At 70.5% G+C, this 20,971-nt stretch carries 17 protein-coding genes; 13 read left to right on the top strand and 4 right to left on the bottom strand.

Annotated features, from left to right (window positions below):
* Positions 1–17 precede the first annotated feature (17 nt).
* The 5 genes from BBK82_RS44480 (at position 18) to BBK82_RS44465 (ending at position 4,256) form a co-directional block, all read left to right on the top strand.
* The gene (locus BBK82_RS44480) at positions 18–1,370 is read left to right on the top strand and encodes a gamma-glutamyltransferase (RefSeq protein ID WP_065920286.1); all 1,353 of its coding nucleotides are present in this window, start codon (positions 18–20) and stop codon (positions 1,368–1,370) included.
* Positions 1,371–1,434: 64 nt separating this feature from the next.
* Positions 1,435–2,607, top strand: a complete 1,173-nt coding sequence (locus tag BBK82_RS44475; protein WP_237047921.1) for a sugar efflux transporter — start codon at positions 1,435–1,437, stop codon at positions 2,605–2,607.
* Between the two features lie 191 nt (positions 2,608–2,798).
* Positions 2,799–3,359, top strand: a complete 561-nt coding sequence (locus BBK82_RS44470) for a hypothetical protein (protein ID WP_065920285.1) — start codon at positions 2,799–2,801, stop codon at positions 3,357–3,359.
* The gene (locus BBK82_RS52165) at positions 3,337–3,699 is read left to right on the top strand and encodes a hypothetical protein (RefSeq protein WP_170068073.1); all 363 of its coding nucleotides are present in this window, start codon (positions 3,337–3,339) and stop codon (positions 3,697–3,699) included. Before BBK82_RS44470 ends, BBK82_RS52165 begins: the two co-directional genes overlap by 23 nt.
* Positions 3,696–4,256 (top strand): histidine phosphatase family protein, encoded by a 561-nt coding sequence (locus BBK82_RS44465; protein ID WP_218920534.1) that lies wholly within the window; start codon positions 3,696–3,698, stop codon positions 4,254–4,256. Before BBK82_RS52165 ends, BBK82_RS44465 begins: the two co-directional genes overlap by 4 nt.
* Here the strand turns inward: BBK82_RS44465 and BBK82_RS44460 are convergent.
* Positions 4,228–5,382, bottom strand: a complete 1,155-nt coding sequence (locus BBK82_RS44460) for a metallophosphoesterase (RefSeq protein ID WP_065920284.1) — start codon at positions 5,380–5,382, stop codon at positions 4,228–4,230. The two genes, BBK82_RS44465 and BBK82_RS44460, sit on opposite strands and share 29 nt — an antisense overlap.
* Positions 5,383–5,583: 201 nt before the next feature.
* Here BBK82_RS44460 and BBK82_RS44455 point away from each other — a divergent pair, with 201 nt between their 5' ends.
* The 8 genes from BBK82_RS44455 (at position 5,584) to BBK82_RS44425 (ending at position 14,114) form a co-directional block, all read left to right on the top strand.
* Positions 5,584–5,973, top strand: a complete 390-nt coding sequence (locus tag BBK82_RS44455; RefSeq protein WP_065920283.1) for a hypothetical protein — start codon at positions 5,584–5,586, stop codon at positions 5,971–5,973.
* A 252-nt stretch (positions 5,974–6,225) separates the two neighbouring features.
* A complete protein-coding gene (locus tag BBK82_RS44450) occupies positions 6,226–7,191 on the top strand; it encodes a HAMP domain-containing sensor histidine kinase (RefSeq protein WP_237047920.1) in 966 nt (321 codons plus the stop codon).
* Positions 7,188–7,835 (top strand): response regulator, encoded by a 648-nt coding sequence (locus BBK82_RS44445; protein WP_065920281.1) that lies wholly within the window; start codon positions 7,188–7,190, stop codon positions 7,833–7,835. The genes BBK82_RS44450 and BBK82_RS44445 overlap by 4 nt, the downstream gene beginning before the upstream one ends.
* Before the next feature lie 32 nt (positions 7,836–7,867).
* Complete coding sequence (locus BBK82_RS44440; protein ID WP_065920280.1) at positions 7,868–8,341, top strand: cation:proton antiporter regulatory subunit; 474 nt, start codon at positions 7,868–7,870, stop codon at positions 8,339–8,341.
* A 6-nt stretch (positions 8,342–8,347) separates the two neighbouring features.
* A complete protein-coding gene (locus BBK82_RS44435; RefSeq protein WP_065920279.1) occupies positions 8,348–9,529 on the top strand; it encodes a cation:proton antiporter in 1,182 nt (393 codons plus the stop codon).
* 319 nt (positions 9,530–9,848) lie between these two features.
* Positions 9,849–10,013 carry a hypothetical protein gene (locus tag BBK82_RS51275; RefSeq protein ID WP_154697877.1) on the top strand — a complete coding sequence of 55 codons (165 nt, stop codon included), beginning with the start codon at positions 9,849–9,851 and terminating at the stop codon, positions 10,011–10,013.
* Positions 10,014–10,134: 121 nt separating this feature from the next.
* The gene (locus BBK82_RS44430; protein ID WP_065920278.1) at positions 10,135–13,131 is read left to right on the top strand and encodes an amidohydrolase family protein; all 2,997 of its coding nucleotides are present in this window, start codon (positions 10,135–10,137) and stop codon (positions 13,129–13,131) included.
* Positions 13,132–13,175: 44 nt separating this feature from the next.
* Positions 13,176–14,114, top strand: coding sequence for a phosphotransferase (locus tag BBK82_RS44425; RefSeq protein WP_065920277.1), 939 nt, complete (start codon positions 13,176–13,178; stop codon positions 14,112–14,114).
* Between the two features lie 134 nt (positions 14,115–14,248).
* Here the strand turns inward: BBK82_RS44425 and BBK82_RS44420 are convergent, their stop codons facing one another.
* From BBK82_RS44420 to metH, 3 genes are all read right to left on the bottom strand, one after another.
* Positions 14,249–16,171: a putative bifunctional diguanylate cyclase/phosphodiesterase gene (locus BBK82_RS44420; RefSeq protein ID WP_154697876.1), complete on the bottom strand. Its 1,923-nt coding sequence runs from the start codon at positions 16,169–16,171 to the stop codon at positions 14,249–14,251.
* Entirely contained in the window at positions 16,168–17,226 is a 1,059-nt protein-coding gene (locus BBK82_RS44415) for a sugar ABC transporter substrate-binding protein (protein WP_065920275.1), read from the bottom strand. The genes BBK82_RS44420 and BBK82_RS44415 overlap by 4 nt, the downstream gene beginning before the upstream one ends.
* Before the next feature lie 151 nt (positions 17,227–17,377).
* On the bottom strand, positions 17,378–20,959 hold the full coding sequence (metH, locus tag BBK82_RS44410; protein WP_065920274.1) for a methionine synthase: 3,582 nt from the start codon (positions 20,957–20,959) through the stop codon (positions 17,378–17,380).
* Between the last annotated feature and the right edge of the window lie 12 nt (positions 20,960–20,971).

Here is a 20,971-nt window from a genome sequence, read left to right as displayed (position 1 = left end):
TCCAGTGGAGGTCGACCGTGCGTGGAGCGATCGCGGCGGGCCACCCGCTCACCGCACAGGCGGGCGCGGCGTTGCTGCGCGCCGGTGGGAACGCCGTGGACGCGGCGGTGGCGGCGATGCTCACCTCGTGCGTGACCGAGCCGTTGCTCACCGGGCTCGGCGCGGCCGGGTACATGATGATCGCGCCGGCCGGGAAAACGCCTGTGCTGCTGGACTTCTCGGCTCAGGCGCCGGGGCGTGGGGCGGTGGGCACGCGGGTGCCGCTCGACCCGATCGTCGTCCACTTCGGTGACGCGGAGCAGGAGTTCCACGTCGGACCGTCCTCGGTCGCCGCCTACGGGATGCCGGCGGGGGCGGCCGCTGCTGCGCGTTATGGCACGGCGCCGTTGGAAGAGCTCGTGGCCACGGCGGTGAAGCACGCGCGCGAAGGGCACCGCGTGAACCGCTATCAGGCCTATGTCACGGCACTGCTGCTGCCGCTCGCCCACAGCGCGGGCCTCACCGCGTTCGAGGAAGGCGAGCTGCTGGTCCAGCCCGAGCTCGCCGAGGCGCTCGTACGGCTGGGGCGGGACGGCGCCGCGCCGTTCTACACGGGCGACATCGGCGCCGCGATCGCCGACACCATCAGCGCGAGTGGTGGTGATCTGACGAGGGCGGACCTCGCGGCGTACGAGGTCATCGAGCGCGAGCCGTTGCACGTGCGGCATCGGGGCCGTGACATCCACACGAACCCGCCGCCCGCGGCAGGCGGTGCGGTGCTCACGCAGATGCTGGAAGCGTTGCCGGACAACCCTTCGCAGGCCGACCTGATCCGTGCGATGGCCACGCCCAAGTCCCACCTCAACCGGCTCGGGTCGACCACGCACATCTCCGTGCTCGACGCCGACGGCACCGCGTGCTCGGTCACCACCACCAACGGCGCCGGCTCCGGGATCTCGATCGCCGGCCTGCACCTGAACAACATGATGGGCGAGGAGGACCTCTCGCCCGACGGGTTCTTCAGCCACGCGCCCGGCGACCGGCTGCCGTCGTCGATGGCGCCGACCGTCGTGACCGGTGGCGGTGGTGCGGAGCTCGTGCTCGGCAGTGCCGGGTCGAACCGGATCCCCGGCGCGGTCCTGCAGGTGCTCGTGAACGTTCTGGACCGGGGCATGCCCGCTCAGGAAGCCGTCGACGCACCACGTCTGCACCTCGGCGGGGACCACCTCCACGTCGAGCCGGGAATTCGACCGGAAAGTGAACTTCCGGTTACTCGTTTCCGTGCTCCGAACATGTTCTTCGGCGGGTGCCAGGTCGTCGAACGAACCGGGTCCGGCCTGCTCAGGGGTGGTGGAGATCACCGTCGCGACGGTGCTGTCGTGGTGGTGTGAGACATTGCCCGCATAATGGGAAATACGGTTTCCTGATTCACGGGTCAGGCTGCAGTATCCAGTTGTGACGGCAATCAGCGAGAAAACCACCTCGCCGCTCCTGTCCCGGTCCTTCTTCCAGCTCGCGGTGATCAGCGTCGTCACCGGTGTGTCGATGGCGTTCGCGCTGCCGTTCGGCTCGCTGTTCCTGACCTCCGAGGTCGGGGTCACGCCGTTCCAGCTCGGGTTCTTCCTGCTGGCCTCGCCGATCGCCTCGGTCGTCGCGAGCACGGTCATGGGCAAGCTCTCCGACGGCCGGGTGCAGCGCCGGTTCATGCTCGTCGCGGGCGGTGTCGCCGGCGCGGTCGGCTACAGCCTCTTCGCCGTGTCGCGCGACTACTGGTTCCTGCTCGGCACGTCGGTGCTGTTCATCGCGATCACCTCGTCCCTGCTGCCGCAGCTCTTCGCCTACGGCCGCGAGGTCTCGCAGGGTCCGTCGATGGTCGTCAGCGTCCTGCGCACCCTGCTGTCGGTCGCCTGGGTGGCCGGTCCGCCGGTGGCCGCGCTGCTGGTGTCGAAGATCGGCTGGTTCGGCCTGTTCGCCTCCACCGCCGTGCTGCAGCTCGGCGTCGCGGTGATCGCCTGGTTCCTGCCGGTTCCCGCCGAGGCGCCGAAGCAGGAGACCGTCGAGGAGGAGGCCCCGGCCGGTCCGTCGCGCGGCCGGACCTCGGTCGTGTCGGTGGCGTTCACGTTCCTGCAGGGCTCGGTCGCGCTGGCCGTCAGCGGCCTGCCGTTGTTCATCACCACCGACCTGGAGGGCACTGCGGGAGACGCGGGCCTGGTGATGGGCCTGTGCGCGGCGCTGGAGATCCCGATGATGCTCTGGTTCGGCTCGCTGGCGAACCGCAAGTCGCTGCACATGATGGTCGTCGTGGGCGCCGCGATCTCGTTGGGCTACCACAGTCTGATGCTCGTCACCGACGCCGTTTGGCAGGTGATGGCCGCGCAGCTGCTGCACGCCACCGTCATCTCGCTGATCATGGGCGTCGGCATCAACTACTTCCAGAGCCTCGACCCCGAACGCCCCGGCCACACCACCACGATGTTCAGCAACACCCAGATCGTCGGCAGCATGATCGCCGGGCCGCTGCTCGGGGTGGCGCAGGGGATCGGGTTCCGCTCGGTCTACGCGTTCACGCTCGGGATGTGCGTGGTCGGGCTGGTGCTGCTACTCGTCGCCGGCCGCATGAAGAAGTAGTCGCCCCGACACGCCGGGAGATCGGCATGTGCCGCAAGTGTTCCGGCGATGCGACCGGGAACGCTCCCGGCACGCGCTGTCGACCGAACCGGCGAGCGGCCACTACTGCGTGCGGTGGATTGATCACGAATGACCGTTCGTGAAACAACCACACGTTCGAGTGGTCCTGCCGTGCTGGCACACTGCGCTGCGTGCCGACCGAGTACCCCGACGATCCGAACGACGTGACCGACGTGATGGTGGACCCCGCGTTGATCGCCGCTGCCCGCGCCAGGGGCGAGGGACGCCGGGCCGTTGCGGACGACACACCCGCGCAGGAGGAGAAGCCGCCGCCGCCACGGCAGGTGGACCGGCGGGTCGTCGTGATCGCCGTCGCCGCGGCCGTGCTGGTCGTGGCCGGTATCGCGGTCGTGGGGCTGAGCGGGACCGAGAACAGCGCGCCGCCCGAGGCGATGCCGACGCACAGCTACATCCCCGGCGTGATCACGCCGCCCGAGGAGCTGCCGGTCGAGTCCTCGGCGAGCACGGACCCGGCGCTCGCCTCCTCGGCGCTCGGGCTGGTGCCGACGACCCGCCGCCGCGCCGCCGGCTCCCGTCGTGCGCGCGCCGGGCGGTGCCAGGACGTTGATGTCGGGACCCGGTTGCGGCAGCTACCGCAGTGTCGGGTCCTACCGCGACGGCCGAAGGGGCTGGGTCGGCCACGGCGACGGCAGGTGCGGGTCGACGTTCGTGTCCGTGCCGATGTCCGGTGACGCCCGCCGCGACGACCCGTCGGCCTACGCGGTCTGGACGTTCGCCGCGACCGGCACCTGCGAGGTGTCGGTGCACATCCCCGACGGGGACCTGACCGCCGTCGGGGGTAACCCGACCGTGTACTTCGTGTACGACCGCAACGGTGTCGGCGGCTCCCCGCAGGCCTCATTCGCCATCAAGCAGGTCGACAAGCGCGGGCAGTGGGTCACCGCCGGCAGGTTCTCCAGCAGCGGAACGCTCACCGTGCAGCTCCTCAGCCGAGGTCAGGACTGGAATCGCCGCGGACCGACATACGCCCATCACGCCGCAAGTGCCGTCAAGGCACACTGCACCCCGTGACGAGAGATCTCCACCTGGTCCGGCACGGCGAGGCGACGAAGGACGAGACGCGGCTGACCGCGCGCGGGCGCAGGCAGTCCGAGCTGGTCGCGGAACGGTTGCGCGGCACCGGGTTCGCCGCCGTGCACCACGGTCCGCTGCCGCGGGCCGCCGAAACCGCCGCCATCATCGCCGAGGTCCTGAACGTGCCCTGCCGCGCCGAGGCCGCCGCCGACGACTTCGTGCCGCACTTCGTCCCCGACCACGACGAGTTCTTCGGCCAGTTCCCCGAGTCCGAACGCACCCGCGGCCCGGCGCTCGCGCACGAGGCCGAGACCCGGTTCGCTCGACCGGGTGACGGCCCCGTGCTGGTGGTGACGCACGCGTTCCTGATCAGCTGGCTGGTCCGCGACGCCCTCGACGCCGCACCCGAGCAGTGGCTGACGCTGAACCACGACAACGCCGCGCTGACCGTCATCCGCTACACGACGGGCAGGTCACCGCGCCTGGTCAGGTTCAACGACAGCGGGCACCTGGCCGGGGACGACCTCAGCCGGCTCGAAGAGTCAGCAGGCTGATCTCGCTGGGCGCGAACACACGCATCGGCGGCCCCCAGAACCCGGCACCGCGGCTGGTGTAGAGCTGCGTGCGGTCGCTGTGCCTGCTCAGGCCCGCGACCACCGGCTGCTGCAGGCGCACCAGGTAGTGGAACGGCCAGATCTGCCCGCCGTGCGTGTGGCCCGACAGCTGCAGGTCCACGCCCGCCTCGACGGCCTTGCGGATCTCCGAGGGCTGGTGAGCGAGCAGCACGACCGGGTCGGCGGGTGTGGTGCCGCGCAACGCGAGCGCGAGGTCGGCGGCGTGACCGGGCTCGCCGGAGTGGTCCGCGGTGATGTCGTCGATGCCCGCGAACACCAGCCGCGCGCCCCCGCGTTCGAGCACCTCGTGCTCGTTGTGCAGCGCCTTCCAGCCCAGCCGGGTCATCAGGTCGATCCAGCCCTGGGCGTTGGAGTAGTACTCGTGGTTGCCGGTGATGTAGAAGCGGTGCGGGGTGGCGACGTCGCCCAGCGGGGTCGCCTGCTCCAGCCGCTGCTGCGCGGTGCCGTCCGCGATGTCACCCACGTGCACGGCGACGTCGGCGTTGAGCTCGTTGACCGCCTTCACCATGCCCTGCGACCACTTGGTGCGGTTGATCGCGCCGTAGTGCGTGTCGGTGATCACGGCGACCGTCAGCCCGTCGAACGCGGGATCCAGGCGCGGGATCGTGACGTCCTGGCGCTTGATGCGTGGCACCCGCATCGCCTCGTGAACGCCGTACGCGGTGATAGCGGCAATCAGCACGAACAGCAGCACCGCGATCAACCGCGAGCGCAGCGGGTTCTCCACCCCGGCCACCGCCAGCACCAGCCGCACCACGTCGGTGATCAACGTCCACACGAACGCGATCCACACGAACCCGAGCAGGAACTGCGAGACCCGCGCCGCCCGGTCACTCGTGCGCCGGGTGAACAGCACGATCATGCTCACCGCCGCGCCCGCGAACACGACGGCCGCGATCGGCCGCACCGGCTCCGGCCACTGCGCGCTCGCCGCGAACAGACCCTCGAACGGCACCCAGAACAGCAGCGTCGTGACGCTCAGCAGCACGAGCGTGAACACCACCCGCCGTACCGTGACGCGTGGCCGGGCCGCGGTGGTCGTCATCGCTCATCCTCCAGGGGTTGGACTGTCAGATTGTGTCAACGCTCGAGCGCGTGAATGTACGCCCGCATCGCGCCGATTTCGCCCTGAGCTGAACACCTCGGTCATGAGCCACGTCGCAGTTGGGCCACGGCACGCAACCGCGAGCCCGGCGGCGAGTCCTGCTGTCAAGACCTCCGAACCACACGACATAGGGTGAGAGCCATGATCTTCTTCACCGACGAGGAGAGCCGCACGCTGCGCACCGCCGTGTACGGCGCGATGCTGCTGGTCTCCCACGCCGACCCCGGCCCCGTGCTGGAGGAGCGGTTCGCCGGCCTGCGCGCCCTGTCACACCTCTCGCCCGACCTGCGCCTGGTGATGGGCGCCGCCCGCCCGTCCGTGCCGGCGGGCAGCGACGAGGAGATCGAGCCCGTGGTCCTCGAGGCCCTGCGCGCGTCGATGAAGATCCTCACCGCCCGCTCACCGGAGGACGCGGCGACGTTCCCGCGCGCGGTGCTGGCGATCGCGCGTGAGGTGGCGGAGGCCGACGGTGTGGTCGTCGACGCCGAGGACGCCATGGTCGCCCGCATCGAGGGCGCGCTCGCGCTCTGAGGCTCAGCTCACGTTCGACTCCTGGCCGCGCCTGCTGAGCCGGCCAGGAGCAGTCCCGCCGCGATCAGCGACGCGTGCGGCAGCTTGACCCCGCCAACGCGGTTGAGACGTCTCTTCACGATCTCCCGCGCACGCCACGAGAAGCGATCCCTCCGGCATCCAGATCCGGCCTGCACCGAAACCCGCGCACCCCGAACATGGGTGTCACCACGGATGGACACGTGGTGGGTGCGCCCGTCAGCCTCGCAGGGCGTGGCGGGAAGGGAAGACGGAGAGGCGAGGCGCGTGTCGTTGTTCGGGCGGATCTTCCTGCTCAACGCCCTGGTGCTGGTCGTCGCGGCCGCGTTGCTGGTGTTCAGCCCGGTCACGGTGTCGACGCCGGCGTTGCTCGGCGAGATCGTCGTGGTGGGCGCGGGGCTGGTGGCCATGCTGGTCGCCAACGCGCTGCTGATCAGGGTGGGGCTGGCGCCGCTGGACCGGCTCACCAGGGCGATGACCACCATCGACCTGCTCAAGCCCGGACCGCGGCTCACGGCGAAGGGGCACGGGGAGATCGCCGAGCTGATCACCACGTTCAACGCGATGATCGACCGGCTGGAGGCCGAGCGCGGGTTCAGCTCGGCGCGGGCCCTCAGCGCGCAGGAGGCCGAGCGCAAGCGGATCGCGCAGGAGCTGCACGACGAGGTGGGGCAGTCGCTCACGGTGGTGCTGCTGGAGCTCAAGCGGGTCGCCGACCAGTCGCCGCGGCACATGCGCGAGGAGCTGCGGCAGGTGCAGGAGACCACCCGCAGCACGCTCGACGAGATCCGCCGCATCGCGCGCCGGTTGCGGCCCGGTGTGCTGGAGGAGCTGGGGCTGGTCAGCGCGCTCAAGGCGCTGACGGCCGAGATCACCACCGGGCTCGCCGTCACCAGGAGGTTCGCCAAGGACCTGCCCGAGCTGGACGCCGAGACCGAGCTCGTCGTCTACCGGGTCGCGCAGGAGGGGCTCACCAACACCGTCCGCCACGCCGCCGCGTCCACAGTGGACCTCTCGCTGCAGGGGCACCCCGACGGGGTCGAGCTGCGCATCAAGGACGACGGACGCGGCATCGGTGACGCGCAGGAAGGCGCGGGCATCCGCGGGATGAGGGAACGAGCGCTGCTCGTCGGTGCCGAGCTCGCCATCACCGCGCCACCCCGCGGCACGGAGGTCCGCCTGGTGGTGCCGAGCCGGTGAAGACGCGCATCCTGCTCGCCGACGACCACGCGCTGGTGCGCCGCGGCGTCCGGCTGATCCTCGACAACGAACCGGACCTCACCGTCGTGGCCGAGGCCGGTGACGGCGCCGAGGCGATCACCAAGGCCCGCGCCGAACAGCCCGACCTCGCGATCCTCGACATCGCCATGCCGCGGCTGACCGGCCTGCAGGCCGCGCGCGAGCTGTCGAAGCTGCTGCCGGACCTGCGGATCCTCATCCTCACGATGTACGACAACGAGCAGTACTTCTTCGAGGCGCTCAAGTCCGGTGCGTCCGGGTACGTGCTCAAGTCGGTGGCCGACCGCGACCTCGTCGAGGCGTGCCGGGCGGCGATGCGCGGCGAGCCGTTCCTCTACCCCGGCGCGGTGAACTCGTTGATCCGCAACTACCTCGACCGCGCTCGCGAGGGCGGCGGGATCCCGTCGCGGGCCATCACCGACCGCGAGGAGGAGATCCTCAAGCTGGTCGCGGAGGGCCACTCCTCCAAGGAGATCGGCGACATGCTGTTCATCAGCGTCAAGACGGTCGAACGGCACCGCGCCAACCTGCTGCAGAAGCTCGGCCTCAAGGACCGCCTCGAACTCACCCGGTACGCGATCCGCGCCGGGCTGATCGAACCCTAGAACCTCCACAACCCCAGTCAGGAAGCACGCCAGTGAACGTCGAAGTGACGCCCCTGCCCGGCATCGGGGTCCGGCAGGACTTCAGCATCCGCTCCGGCCGCCGGATCGGCGTGATCACCTACCGGGACGGGAGGTTCGAGCTCATACTGTCCAAACAGGACGACCCGGACGCGACGGCGGCGTCGATACCGCTCGCCCCCGAGGAGGCCGGCACGCTCGCCGGGTTGCTCGGCGCACCCCAGCTCGTCACGCAGCTGAGCCGCGAGCACCACGACATCACCGGCATCACCACGCGCCAGCTGCCGGTCACGGCGTTCGCGCACCGCACGCTCGGCGACACCGCCCTGCGCACCCGCACCGGCGCGTCGGTCGTGGCGGTCGTGCGGGCCGGCACCGCGCACCCCTCGCCGGGGCCGGAGTTCCTGTTCTCCGACGGTGACCTCGCGGTCGTCGTGGGCACCGCGGACGGCCTCGACACGGCCGCCGAGATCCTGACGGGCGGCTGAAGCACAGTGCACGACACCACGATCGCGCTGATCGAACTGGGTGCGGTCTTCTTCGGGCTGGGCCTGCTCGGGCGGCTGGCCTGGAGGTTCGGCATCTCGCCCATCCCGCTCTACCTGATCGGCGGCCTCGCGTTCGGCGCCGGTGGCATCGTCCCGCTGCACGGCATCGAGGAGTTCGCGCACCTCGCCAGCGAGATCGGCGTGGTGCTGCTGTTGTTGTTCCTGGGTCTCGAGTACTCGGCCTCCGAGCTCACGACCGGGCTGAAGAAGTCCTGGACCGCGGGCCTGCTCGACATCGTCCTCAACGCCACGCCCGGCGCCGTGGTGGCGTTGTTGCTGGGCTGGGGACCTGTTGGCGCGCTGGCGATGGCCGGCGTCACCTACATCTCCTCGTCCGGGATCGTGGCGAAGGTGCTCGGCGACCTCGGGCGCCTGGGCAACCGCGAGACACCGGTGGTCCTGTCGGTGCTGGTCTTCGAGGACCTCGCGATGGCGGTCTACCTGCCGGTCCTCACCGCGCTGCTCGCCGGGGTCAGCTTCCTCGGCGGCCTCACCTCCGTCGGCATCTCGCTGCTCGCGATCACCATCGTGCTCGTGGTCGCGTTGAAGTACGGCCGGGTCATCTCGGCCGTTGTGGACAGTCCGGACCACGAGGTGTTCCTGCTCAAGCTCCTCGGTTCCGCACTGCTCGTGGCCGGGGTCGCGTCCCAGCTGCAGGTCTCGGCGGCGGTCGGCGCGTTCCTGCTCGGCATCGCGATCTCCGGCTCGACCGCGGAGAACGCCGCCCGGCTGCTGGAACCGTTGCGCGACCTGTTCGCGGCGATGTTCTTCGTGGTCTTCGGCCTCAACACCGACCCGCGCTCGATCCCGCCGGTGCTCGGCGTCGCGGTGGCGCTCGCCGTGGTGACCACCCTGACGAAGGTCGCGACCGGCTGGTGGGCGGCACGCAGGCAGGGCGTCGGGCCGATGGGCCGGGCCCGTGCGGGAGCCGCGCTGGTGGCGCGCGGGGAGTTCTCCATCGTGATCGCCGGCCTCGCGGTCGCGTCCGGCATGGTCAGCGAGCAGCTCGCCGCGCTGGCGACCGCGTACGTGCTGCTGATGGCCGTGATCGGCCCGATCGCCGCCCGCTACGTCGAGCCGGTCGCGGGGTTCCTCGCACGCAAGCGGGCAGGGACGACCACGACGTGAACCGTGCCGCGCCGGCGCTGCTGCTCGTCCTGCTGCTGGCGCTGATCCCCGGTCACCGGGAGCACGAGGACATCGGGGACCGGCACCTGCCCAGCAGCGTCTCGGTCTCGGCCGGTGCCACCGCCGTTCCCGCCGCCCCGGACACCGGCTGGGCGTGGCGGCCCGCCGCGGCCGCGGGTCCCGTGCCCGAGACGACGCCGCGACACGAGACCTGTTGCCGGGCAACGACGTCCAGGACACCGGGCACACCTTCGTGCCGGGCACCACCGCACGCCCCCGCGTGCCGTGACCCGGATTCTCGTTGCGAAGGAAGAAGAACATGTCCTACCTGGTACTGGTGTTGCTGCTCGCCTCCGTGCTGGCCGGAACCGGTGGCCTGGCCGCCATGGTCGTGAAGAAGGAGCCGTTCTACGGCGCGGTGGGGCTCTTCGTGATCTGCTGTCCCAGCTCGATCCTCGCCCTGGTGTACGCGGCGGTGGCCTGACGCAAGGGCGTGCGGCCCGGCGTTCACATCCTGGACGCTGGGCCGAATGGTGGATAGTGCCCGCCGGGTGCGGTGGCAGGGTGGACCTCCTAGGGGATCGAAAGTTGGGGGAGTGCCACGCATGGACCTGTCTCGTCGTGAACTGCTGACCCGCACCGGCCAGGCCGCCGCCGTCGCCACCGCCGCGTCCACGCTCACCCCCGGTGCCGCCGAGGCGAAACCGCACGACCTGGTCACGCTGACACAGGGCACCAACATCTCCGTGACCCGGTCGAAGGACCGCAGGTGGCTCGCGATCGACCTGGTCACCGCGATCTGGGTGCTGCCGGCCACCGGTGGCGTCGCGCGCAGGCTGACCGACGACCTGCAGGACGCGTCACTGCCGTCGTTCGGGCCGGGAAACCAGATCGCGTTCCAGTCCTATCGGGACGGCAACTACCACCTGTACGTCACCGACCTCGCCGGTCGCGATGTCCGGCAGCTGACCAGCGGGCGGTTCGACCACCGCGAGCCCGCGTTCTCGCCGGACGGCACCAGAATCGCCTTCACCAGCGATCGCGACGGCAGCTACGGCGTCTACGTGCTGGAGGTGCGGTCCGGCGCGATCACCCAGCTCACCGGCGTGCCGGACGAGGCGGCCGCACCGCAGTGGTCACCCGACGGCAAGCGGCTGATCTTCACCGTCGGCACCGCGGCCGTGGACGCGGTGTCGCTGGACGGCACGCGCGAACGCCTGGTCACCGCACCGGCGGGCGCGCAGCTGTTCGGGGCGAGCTTCGGGCCGGGCGGGCTGCCCTCCTACACGCTGATGCGGCCCGGTCAGGCCGACCTGGTGCTCGGCGACCGGGCGGTCGTCACCGGGCAGGACGTGTTCGGGTTCGCGCCGCTGTGGGACGGCGACAGCGTGCTGTACACGGCGGACGGCAAGATCCGGCTGCTGGCAGGCGGGTCCACAAAGGACATCCCGTTCGAGGCGGCGGTTCCGGTCCGCACGCCACGGCAGCACCGGGCGCGCACCCTCACCGGTGGTCAGGTCAAGGGCATCGCGAGCCCGGTGGTGTCCCGCGACGGGTCGAAGATCGCGTTCCGGGCGTTGAACGCGCTGTGGCTGGTCAGCGACGGCCGCACGACCAAGCTCACCGACGGCGCGTACTTCGACTCCGACCCGGACTTCTCGCCCGACGGCACGAAGGTGCTGTACGCGAGCGACCGGTCGGGTGTGGCGCAGTTGCGGGTGCGTGACCTGCGCAGTGGTGACGACACCGCGTACGCCCCGGCGCCGCACGCGCAGACCACGCCGCGGTTCTCGCCGGACGGGTCGAAGGTCGCCTACGTCGACCAGGACGGCCAGGTGTGGGTCGTCGACGCGGCCGGTCGCCGCCAGGTGACGCCGACGTTGTTCCAGCCGGGCCGCCCGACCTGGTCCGCCGACGGCACGGTCGTCGCGCTGGCCGCGGTGAAGCCGTTCTCCCGCCGGTTCCGCGAGGGCACCAGCCAGGTCCTCACCGTGGACCTGGTCAGCGGCGAGCTCAGGTACACCGAGCCGATGCCGTTCCGCTCGATCGCGACCCGCGGCGACGACGGCCCGGTGTGGTCACCGGACGGCAAGCAGCTGGCGTTCGTCGTGGAGAGCGTGGCTTTCGTCGTCGCCGTCGACGGCAAGGGCCGCTTCCTCGGCACACCGCGGCAGGTCACCCGTGAGGTCACCGACTCGCTGGCGTGGCACGGCAACAACGCGTTGGTGTACCTGAACAACGGCCGCCTGCGGAAGTCCACCTTGGACGGATCGGTCAACACCATCCGGGTCGGGTTGACGTGGCGCAGGCCGAAGGCACCGGATCGTCAGGTGATCCACGTCGGCGCCTACTGGGACGGCGAGGCCGAGCGGCTGCGTTCGAACGTCGACATCGTCGTGGAGAACGGCCGAGTCGAGGACGTCCGCCCGCACCGGGGCCGCGCCGACGTGGACGCGAGCACGCTGACCGCCATCCCCGGCCTGATCGACGCCCACAACCACTGGCACCTGCGCGGCCGGGCCTGGGGCGCGCGCCAGGGCAACGTGTGGCTCGCCTACGGCATCACCACCGTCCGCTCACCCGGCGACCCGGTCTACCAGATGGTCGAGACCCGCGAAGCGCTCGCCGCCGGCACCCTGACCGGCCCCCGCTTCTACGCGACCGGCGAGGCCGTCGACGGTTCCCGCGTCTACTACAACTTCATGCGCCCGACCCTCTCGCGCGCCCAGCTCGACCTCGAACTGCGCCGCGCCCACGAGCTCGGCTACGACATGCTCAAGACCTACGTCCGCCTGCCCGTCGAACTGCAACGCGCGGCCGTCCAGCGCTCCCGCGTGCCGCTGTCCTCGCACTACCTCTACCCGGCCGCGAACATCGGCATGAACGGCATGGAACACGTCGGCGCCACCAACCGACTCGGCTACTCCCACACCGTCTCCCGCCAGGGCCGCGCCTACTCCGACGTGGTCGCGCTGTTCACCCGCACCGGCATGTCCATGACCCCGACCCTGTTCCACAACCGCGCCCTGTTCGCCGAGGACAGGTCGCTGGCCCTGGACGAACGCACCCGCGTCCTCTTCCCGCCGTGGGAGTACGAGCGCTACCTGGCCGACGCGAACTCCGGCGGCGCCACCTCCTCGCTGCACATCCTGCGCGGCTGGGTCGAGTTCGCCCTGGCCGTCCACCGCGGCGGCGGCCTGGTCATCTGCGGCACCGACGCGCCTCTGGACGCACCCGCCACCGCCACGCACATGAACCTGCGCGCGATGGTGAAGTTCGGCTTCACGCCGCGGGAGGCGCTGATCACCGCGACCCGCAACCCGGCGCGGTGGCTGGGGCTGCCGCTCGGGTCGCTGAAGCCGGGGGCGCCGGCGGACATCGCGTTCGTCTCCGGCAACCCACTGGTCGACATCAAGGCGGCGGCGGACGTGCGGCAGGTGATGGTCGGCGGGCGGCTGCACACCGTTGCCGATCTGCTGAAGCCTTATCAGGGGCAGCGGGTGATGGCGTCGTCCGAGGCTTTGGCGCCGTTGGCGTCGGCGGAGAACGAGCACTGGTGGCACGAGCCGGAGTGGGCGGACCACGCCTGCTGCGGTCACTGATAAATGATCTGCGGTCGCGCGGGCTGTCGTGACACGATCGTGCCATGACAGCCTTCGCGACCCCAGAAGACATCGCCCGGCGCACCACCGCCGCCAAGGACGCGGCCGTGGCGGCAGGTCGCGACCTCGGGCTCACCATCACCGAACCGAAGGTGCTCTACGAGCTCTTCTCCGTCGTCGTCCACCTGGCGCCGAGCCCCGTCGTGGCCCGCGTGCCGGTGGTCCTGCCGCACACCGAGGACCTCGACGCCACCACCGCCCGCCAGCAGCGTGAGCTCGACGTGGCCCGGTGGCTCGCGAACCAGGGCACGCCGGTGATCCCGCCCGCGGACGACGTGTCGGCGAAACCGGTGCAGCGCGACGGGTTCTCCATCACGTTCTGGCCGTTCGTGGAAGAGGACAGGAGCGGGGAACCGGACTACGTCGCGAACTCGGAAAAGGCCGCCGAACTGCATGCGGCGCTGAAGGACTACCCCGGTGAACTGCAGTTCCTCGGCACGGCGGAACCGCAGTTCATCACCGAATCCTTCCGCATTCTGGAAAAGCACCCGGACCTGCTCGACCCCGCCGATCGCGAACGCGCGGAACGCGAATGGGCGCAGCTCGAACCGGCCGTGCGGGAACAGGCCGAATTCGAAAAGCGGTTCCCCGGAATCGCGCTGCAGCCGATCCACGGCGACTGCCCGCCCGCGAACATCTTCGCGAGCACGAACGGGCCGTTGTTCTCCGACTTCGAGCTCATCACCTACGGGCCGGTCGAGTGGGACCTCGCCTCGCTCGGGCCGGACCTCGAAGCGGCCTACAACCGCGGTGCCCGCGCCAACAACACACGCGAACTCGACGACAAGGTGCTCGAGTTCGTCAACGCCGTCGCCGCCGTCCGCGCGATCGCCTACCTCTCCGTCACCCCGCAGCTGCCGCAGATCGCCGAGTTCATGAAGCCGCTGATCGACACCTGGCGCGCCCGCCCCACCCCGGCCTGACCGGCATCTGCAAGTACCACCAACCATCCCCGGAACCGCCTTCAACTGCACCCAACACGTTCGCCGCGCGGCGAACGTGTTGGGTGCAGTTGAAGGCTCGTTGATCTTCGGTTGGTGGTACTCGCAGATGCGCGCTAGGCGTGGGCGGCCGCCCGGTCGCCCAGCCAGGCCACCACTTCCTCGGCGGGCAGCGGCTCGCTGAGGAAGTACCCCTGCACGACGTCACAGCCCGCCTCGGCCAGCGCCGTCCACGTGTCCTGGTCCTCCACGCCCTCCGCCACGGCCTGCAGGCCGAAGTTGCGGGCCAGGGCCACCAGGGCGTGCACGATCGCCGAGTCGCCGGCGTCGGTGCACATGTGCGTGACGAACGAGCGGTCCAGCTTCATCTCGTGCACCCGCATGCTGCGCAGGTACGAGATCGACGAGTAGCCGGTGCCGAAGTCGTCGATCGACAGCCGCACGCCCAGCTCGGTCAGGCCGCGCAGCACCTCCACCGCGCGGTCGGGGTCGGAGATGATCGCGGACTCGGTGATCTCCAGCGTCAGCAGCCGGGCGGGCAGGCCGTGGCGTTTGATCAGGTCGGCCACGTCGCCGGGGAACTCGGTGTGCAGCAGGCACGCGGCGCCCACGTTCACCGACACCGGCACCTCCCAGCCCGCGTCCGACCACACGCGGCACTGGCGCAGCGCCGCGTCGATCACGTACCGGGTCAGCGGCTCGATCAGGCCGTTCTCCTCGGCGACCGGGATGAACTCATCGGGCCGGACGAGGCCACGCGTCGGGTGCTGCCAACGCGCCAACGCCTCCACACCACACACGGCGCCCGTATCGGCCAACGCCTTGGGCTGGTAGTGCAGGAACAGCTCGCCGCGGTCGATCGCGTGGCGCAGCTCCGTCACGGCGGTCAGCTGCGAAGCACCGCGTTCGTGCAGCCGTGCGTCGTACACGGCCACACCGGACTTGTCGCGTTTGGCCGCGTACATCGCTATGTCGGCGTGCCGCAGCAGCTCGTGGCCGTCGAGGGAGTCGGTCGGGCACAGCGCCACGCCGACGCTGCCCGCGATCTCCAGCTCCAGGCCCTCCAGCGTCACCGGCATCGCCAGCGCCGTGAGGATCTTGTCGGCCACCATCCGCGCGTTGTCCGCCGAGCCGACGCCGGGCAGCAGCACCGCGAACTCGTCACCGCCCAGGCGGGCCACCAGGTCGGTGTCGCGCACCGCCCACGACAGCCGGTTCGCCACCTGGCGCAGCAGCAGGTCGCCGACGTGGTGCCCGAGCGAGTCGTTGACCTCCTTGAACCTGTCCAGGTCCACGATCAGCAACGCCAGCGGCTCGTGCTTCTTGTGCGCCTTGGTGACGGCCTGTTCCATCCGCCGCGCGAGCAGCGTCCGGTTCGCCAGGCCCGTCAACGCGTCGTGGTGCGCCTCGTGCTCGTTCTTCGCGGCCTGGCGCAGGATCTTGCGCCGGTGGCCCAGCAGCACCATGCCGAACAGGCCCACCAGGAACGCGTCCAGCACGAACGCCACGATCTGCGCGAACCGCAGGCTGCTGTTCTTCTCGTCGGCCGCGCGCAGGTAGTCGGTGGTGTCGAGCCGCTTCGCGCCGATCGTCGAGGAGATCTGCCGGCGCAGCGACGAGTGCGCGAACCCGGCCTGGTCGGCCTGCGCCGGATCCTCCCCGGCCAGCACCTTGCGCAGCGTGTCCGTCGTCGTGTCGTAGAGCGGCAACAGGCGCGTGGCCACCGCCACGTCCGACACGTCGCCGTTCACGCGCAGCCACTCCAGCTCACCGCGGGCCGCGCCGATCGAGTTCCGCAACGGCTCGATGGTCTGCTCGGTGCGCTTGAGCTGCAGGTCGCGCAACGCGTTGTCGGCGATGTTGATGTGCTCGAGCACCCGGCTCCAGCGCTCGCTGGTCTCGTTGAGCTCCCGCACGTGCGCGGTCGTCGTCTGCGCGCTGATGCTGCTCCACAGCGCCAGCCCGGCCAGGGCCAGCAGCCCGGCCGTCAGCCCCGCCGTCGCCACCCGTGCGGTGGCGCGGCCCTCCCAAAGCCTCACCGTGCCTGCTCCAACGGTCGCAACCAGCTCGCGGGGTCCTTGACGAACGCGTCGATCTGCGGCCGGAACCACTCCCTGCGCGCCTTCTCCGACTCCTGCCGGTGCAGGACCTCGTGCAGGTTCGCCGTCGTGACCGCCAGGCCGGGGGTGAACACCCACCCCTCGGGTAACTCCGCGCCGCCTCTGGCCTGCCGGGCGAGCAGCCACCCGGCGACCGCGCCCTTGAGGTAGTGCTCAGGCGAGACCGACGCCACCACCGCGCCGTCCCGCACCGCCTGCAACGTCCGAGGGTCGACCCCGAACCCGCCCACCAGCCACCTCGCCGACTTCTCGGTCTTGATCGCGGCGAGGTTGAACCCGTCGCAGTCTCCGGTACCCACGAAAGCCAGTGCGTCGGGATTGGCGGCAGCGAGCCGGCGCCACGCGTCGAGATTGGCCTCGTCGTCGCGCTGCGTGTCGAACGGCCCCAGCACCCGCACTCCCGGTAGTTCCTCGGCGAACCGCCCCCGAATGCCGTCGGCCCGGTCGTCGAACCCGGGAAGTCCGGGAGTGGTGTTTCCCAGCACCACTGACCCGGTCGCGCCTGAGGGCAGTCGGCGCATCAGCTCGTCAGCCAGCTTTTCGCCGAGTTCGTAGTTGTCGTTACCGATGTGGAGTTCCACCCCGGAACTCGCTGTCAGTCGCATGTCCACGCCGACGACGGAGACGTGTTCGCGCAACGTCTCACCGATCGGCGGCGCCATCAGCGCGGGTTCGGAGGTGGCGACGGCGATACCGCCTTTCGCGGCCTTCGACAAATCCCGGAACAACTCGACTTCCCTGTGCCCGTCCTGTCCGGGAGGCCCGGTGACCGTCGCGCTCACCCCGCCGACGCGCCCGACGCCCTCGTGGAACCCGCTGGTCATCTCCTGTGCGAACGACCCACCCGTGCGCTTGACGACGAACCCGACGTGCGGCAACGCCGTCGAGCTCGCGGCGGCGCCGCAGCCGGTGGTGGCGACGGCGGTGCCGGACAGCAGGCCCACCAGACCCAGCACCAGCCCCGCAGAACGCATGGCAGACCTCGGGCTCACTCGACCGACGGGTGGTTGATCTCCAGAGCGGCCGATGCTACATCGCTTGATGTCAAATCGGGACAACGCACCCGCTGACGGGAAGCGCTTTCACATTACCCGCGCGTAGTACCGGGAATCACGCGGGAGGCGGTCAGAACGGGTCGTAACCGAGGTTCGGCCGCAGCCACTGCTCGACCTCGGCCAGCGGCTTGCCGCGCCGGATCGCGTAGTCCTCGACCTGGTCACGGCCCAGCCGCCCGACGGTGAAGTACTTCGCCTCCGGGTGCTGGAAGATCATGCCGCTCACACTGGCGGCCGGGTTCATCGCGAACGACTCGGTGAGCTCCACCCCGATGCGCTCCGCATCAAGCACGTCGAACAGCTCGCGCTTGACCGTGTGGTCGGGGCAGGCCGGGTAGCCCAGCGCCGGCCGGATGCCGCGGAAGCGCTCCGCGTGCAGGTCGGCGAGCTCCGGCTGGGCGTCCGGCTCGAACCACTCGCGGCGCGCCCGCAGGTGGATCCACTCGGCGAACGCCTCGGCGAGCCGGTCGGCCAGCGCCTTCACCATGATCGCCCGGTAGTCGTCGTTGCGGGCCTCGTACTCGGCCGCCAGGTCGTCCGCGCCGAGCACGGTCACCGCGAAGCCACCGATGTGGTCGCCCTGCGGCGCCACGTAGTCCGCCAGGCAGCGGTTCGGGCGCGACAGCGGCTTCTGCGTCTGCTGGCGCAACATCGGCCACTTCACGGTCTCGTCGCCGTCCTGGAGCACGATGTCGTCGCCCTCGGCGTGCGCGGGCCAGAAGCCGTACACACCGCGCGGCTGGAACGAGTCGTTCGCGATGATCTCGTCCAGCAACGCCGTCGCGTCGTCGTAGAGCTCCCGCGCGACCGGCTGCTCCAGGATCGCCGGGAACTTGCCCTTGAGCTCCCAGGCCAGGAACAGGAACGTCCAGTCGATGAACTCGCGCAGCTCCGCCACCGGCGGGGTCAGCACGCGGGTGCCGGTGAACGCGGGCGTCGGCAGGTCGGAGAAGTCGACCTGCTCGGCGTTCGCACGGGCGTCGGCCACCGTGAGCAGCGGCACCTGCCTGCGGTTCGCGTGCTGCTCGCGCAACCGGGCCTGCTCGGCGCGGTTGGCGAGGTTCAGCTCGTGGCCGCGCCGGTCGTCGCGCAGGTCGGACACCACGCCCACGACCCGGGAGGCGTCGAGCACGTGCACGACCGGCTCGTCGTAGACCGGGGCGACCTTCACGGCGGTGTGCTGCTTCGAGGTCGTGGCGCCGCCGACCAGCAGCGGCAGCTTCATGCCGCGGCGCTGCATCTCCTCGGCCACGGCGACCATCTCGTCCAGCGACGGCGTGATCAACCCGGACAGGCCGATGACGTCGGCGTGCTCCTTGATCGCGGTGTCGAGGATCTTCGCGGCCGGCACCATCACGCCGAGGTCGATCACCTCGTAGTTGTTGCAGCCCAGCACGACGCCGACGATGTTCTTGCCGATGTCGTGCACGTCGCCCTTGACCGTGGCGAGCACGACCTTGCCGTTGCCGCCCGTCCGCGCCTTCGGCTCGGCGTCCATGAACGGCTCCAGGTAGGCCACCGCGCGCTTCATCACCCGCGCGCTCTTCACCACCTGGGGCAGGAACATCTTGCCCGCGCCGAACAGGTCGCCGACGACCTTCATGCCGTCCATCAGCGGGCCCTCGATCACGTCGAGCGGCCGCGGCAGGGCCTGGCGGGCCTCCTCCGCGTCCTCCTCGATGAAGTCGACGACACCGTGCAGGATCGCGTGCTCCAGCCGCTTGGCGACCGGGGCCTCGCGCCACGACAGGTCCACGACCCGCTTCTGGCCGGGGCCTTTGACGGTCTCCGCGTGCGTGACGAGCCGGTCGGTGGCGTCCTCGCGGCGGTTGAAGATGACGTCCTCGACCAGCTCCAGCAGGTCGGCGGGGATGTCTTCGTAGACCACGAGCTGGCCCGCGTTGACGATGCCCATGTCCAGGCCCGCCTTGACCGCGTGGAACAGGAACGCGGAGTGCATCGCCTCGCGGACGACGTCGTTGCCGCGGAAGGAGAACGACAGGTTCGAGATGCCACCGCTGGTGCGTGCGCCCGGACAGCGCTCCTTGATCAGCGGCAGGGCGTCGATGAACGCCTTGGCGTAGCCGTTGTGCTCCTCGATGCCGGTCGCGACCGCGAGCACGTTCGGGTCGAAGATGATGTCCTCGGCCGGGAAGCCGACCTGCTGCGTGAGCAGGTCGTAGGCGCGGGCGCAGATCTCGACCTTGCGCTCGGTCGTGTCGGCCTGGCCCTGCTCGTCGAACGCCATGACGACGACGCCGGCGCCGAAGTCGCGGATGACGCGGGCCTGCTCCAGGAACGGCTCCTCGCCCTCCTTGAGGCTGATCGAGTTGACCACGCCCTTGCCCTGCACGCAGCGCAGACCCGCCTGCAGCACGCTCCAGCGGGAGCTGTCGATCATCACCGGGATCCGCGCGATCTCCGGCTCGGTCGCGATCAGGTTGAGGAACGTCGTCATCGCCTGCTCGCCGTCGAGCAGGTCGGCGTCCATGTTCACGTCGAGCAGGTTCGCGCCGCCGCGCACCTGGTCCAGGGCGACCGCCAGCGCCGCCTGGTGGTCGTCGGCCTCGATCAGCCTGCGGAACTTCGCGGAGCCGGTGACGTTGGTGCGCTCACCGATCATCGCGAACCCGGTGTCGGCGCCGATCTCGAACGTCTCCAGGCCGCTGAACCTGGTGGTCGCGCGGGTCTGCGGGACCTCGCGCGGCGACTCGTCGCCGACGGCCTCGGCGATGGCCCTGATGTGCGCGGGGGAGGTGCCGCAGCAGCCGCCGACGACGTTGACGATGCCGGCCTGCGCGAACTCCTTGAGCAGGGCCGCGGTCTGGTCGGGGGTCTCGTCGTAGCCGCCGAACGCGTTGGGCAGGCCGGCGTTGGGGTGCGAGGCGACGAACGTGCCGGCCTTCTGCGCGAGCTCGGCCACGTGCGGGCGCATCTCGGCGGCGCCCAGCGAGCAGTTCACGCCCACGACCAGCGGCTTCGCGTGCTCGACCGAGTCCCAGAAGGCCTCGACGGTCTGTCCGGACAGGGTCCGGCCGCTCAGGTCGACGATCGTCACCGAGATCCACAGCGGCAGCTCGGGCGCGACCTTGCGGGCCGCGGTGATGGCGGCCTTGCAGTTGAGCGTGTCGAAGATCGTCTCGATCAGCAGCAGGTCGACGCCGCCGTCGCGCAGTGCGGCGATCTGCTCGGCGTAGGAGTCCTCGACCTGCTGGTAGGTGACCGCGCGGTAGGCCGGGTCCTCCACCTTGGGCGAGAGGCTCAGCGTGACGTTGAGCGGCCCGACCGAGCCGGCCACGAACTTCCCGCCGAACTCCTCCGCGGCCTGGCGGGCGATCCGGGCGCCGGCCAGGTTCATGTCGCGCACCCGGTCCTGCAGCCCGTAGTCGGCCTGCCCGATCGAGGTGGCGGTGAACGTGTTCGTGGTGGTGATGTCCGCGCCGGCGGACAGGTACTGCCGGTGCACGTCGAGCACCAGGTCCGGGCGCGTGAGGTTGAGCAGGTCGGGGTCGCCGGTGACGTCCATGTGGTGGTCGCCGAACTCGATGCCCCGGTAGTCCTGCGGAGTGAGCTGGGCCTGCTGGAACATCGTGCCCCAGGCGCCGTCGAGCACGGCGATCCGCTGGGTCAGCAGGGACTTCAGGTCACTCACGCGCGCTCCCGA

It is taken from the genome of Lentzea guizhouensis (genome assembly GCF_001701025.1).
GTDB classification, from domain to species: domain Bacteria; phylum Actinomycetota; class Actinomycetes; order Mycobacteriales; family Pseudonocardiaceae; genus Lentzea; species Lentzea guizhouensis.
This window is presented reverse-complemented; position numbering and strand designations above follow the sequence as displayed.

What these genes read in the sequence shown, in the direction of transcription:
- BBK82_RS44460 (WP_065920284.1), bottom strand. Translation starts at nt 5,382, where the DNA reads ATGACGACCACCGCGGCCCGGCCACGCGTCACGGTACGGCGGGTGGTG.
- BBK82_RS44455 (WP_065920283.1), top strand. Translation starts at nt 5,584, where the DNA reads ATGATCTTCTTCACCGACGAGGAGAGCCGCACGCTGCGCACCGCCGTG.
- BBK82_RS51275 (WP_154697877.1), top strand. Translation starts at nt 9,849, where the DNA reads ATGTCCTACCTGGTACTGGTGTTGCTGCTCGCCTCCGTGCTGGCCGGA.
- BBK82_RS44430 (WP_065920278.1), top strand. Translation starts at nt 10,135, where the DNA reads ATGGACCTGTCTCGTCGTGAACTGCTGACCCGCACCGGCCAGGCCGCC.
- BBK82_RS44425 (WP_065920277.1), top strand. Translation starts at nt 13,176, where the DNA reads ATGACAGCCTTCGCGACCCCAGAAGACATCGCCCGGCGCACCACCGCC.
- BBK82_RS44415 (WP_065920275.1), bottom strand. Translation starts at nt 17,226, where the DNA reads ATGCGTTCTGCGGGGCTGGTGCTGGGTCTGGTGGGCCTGCTGTCCGGC.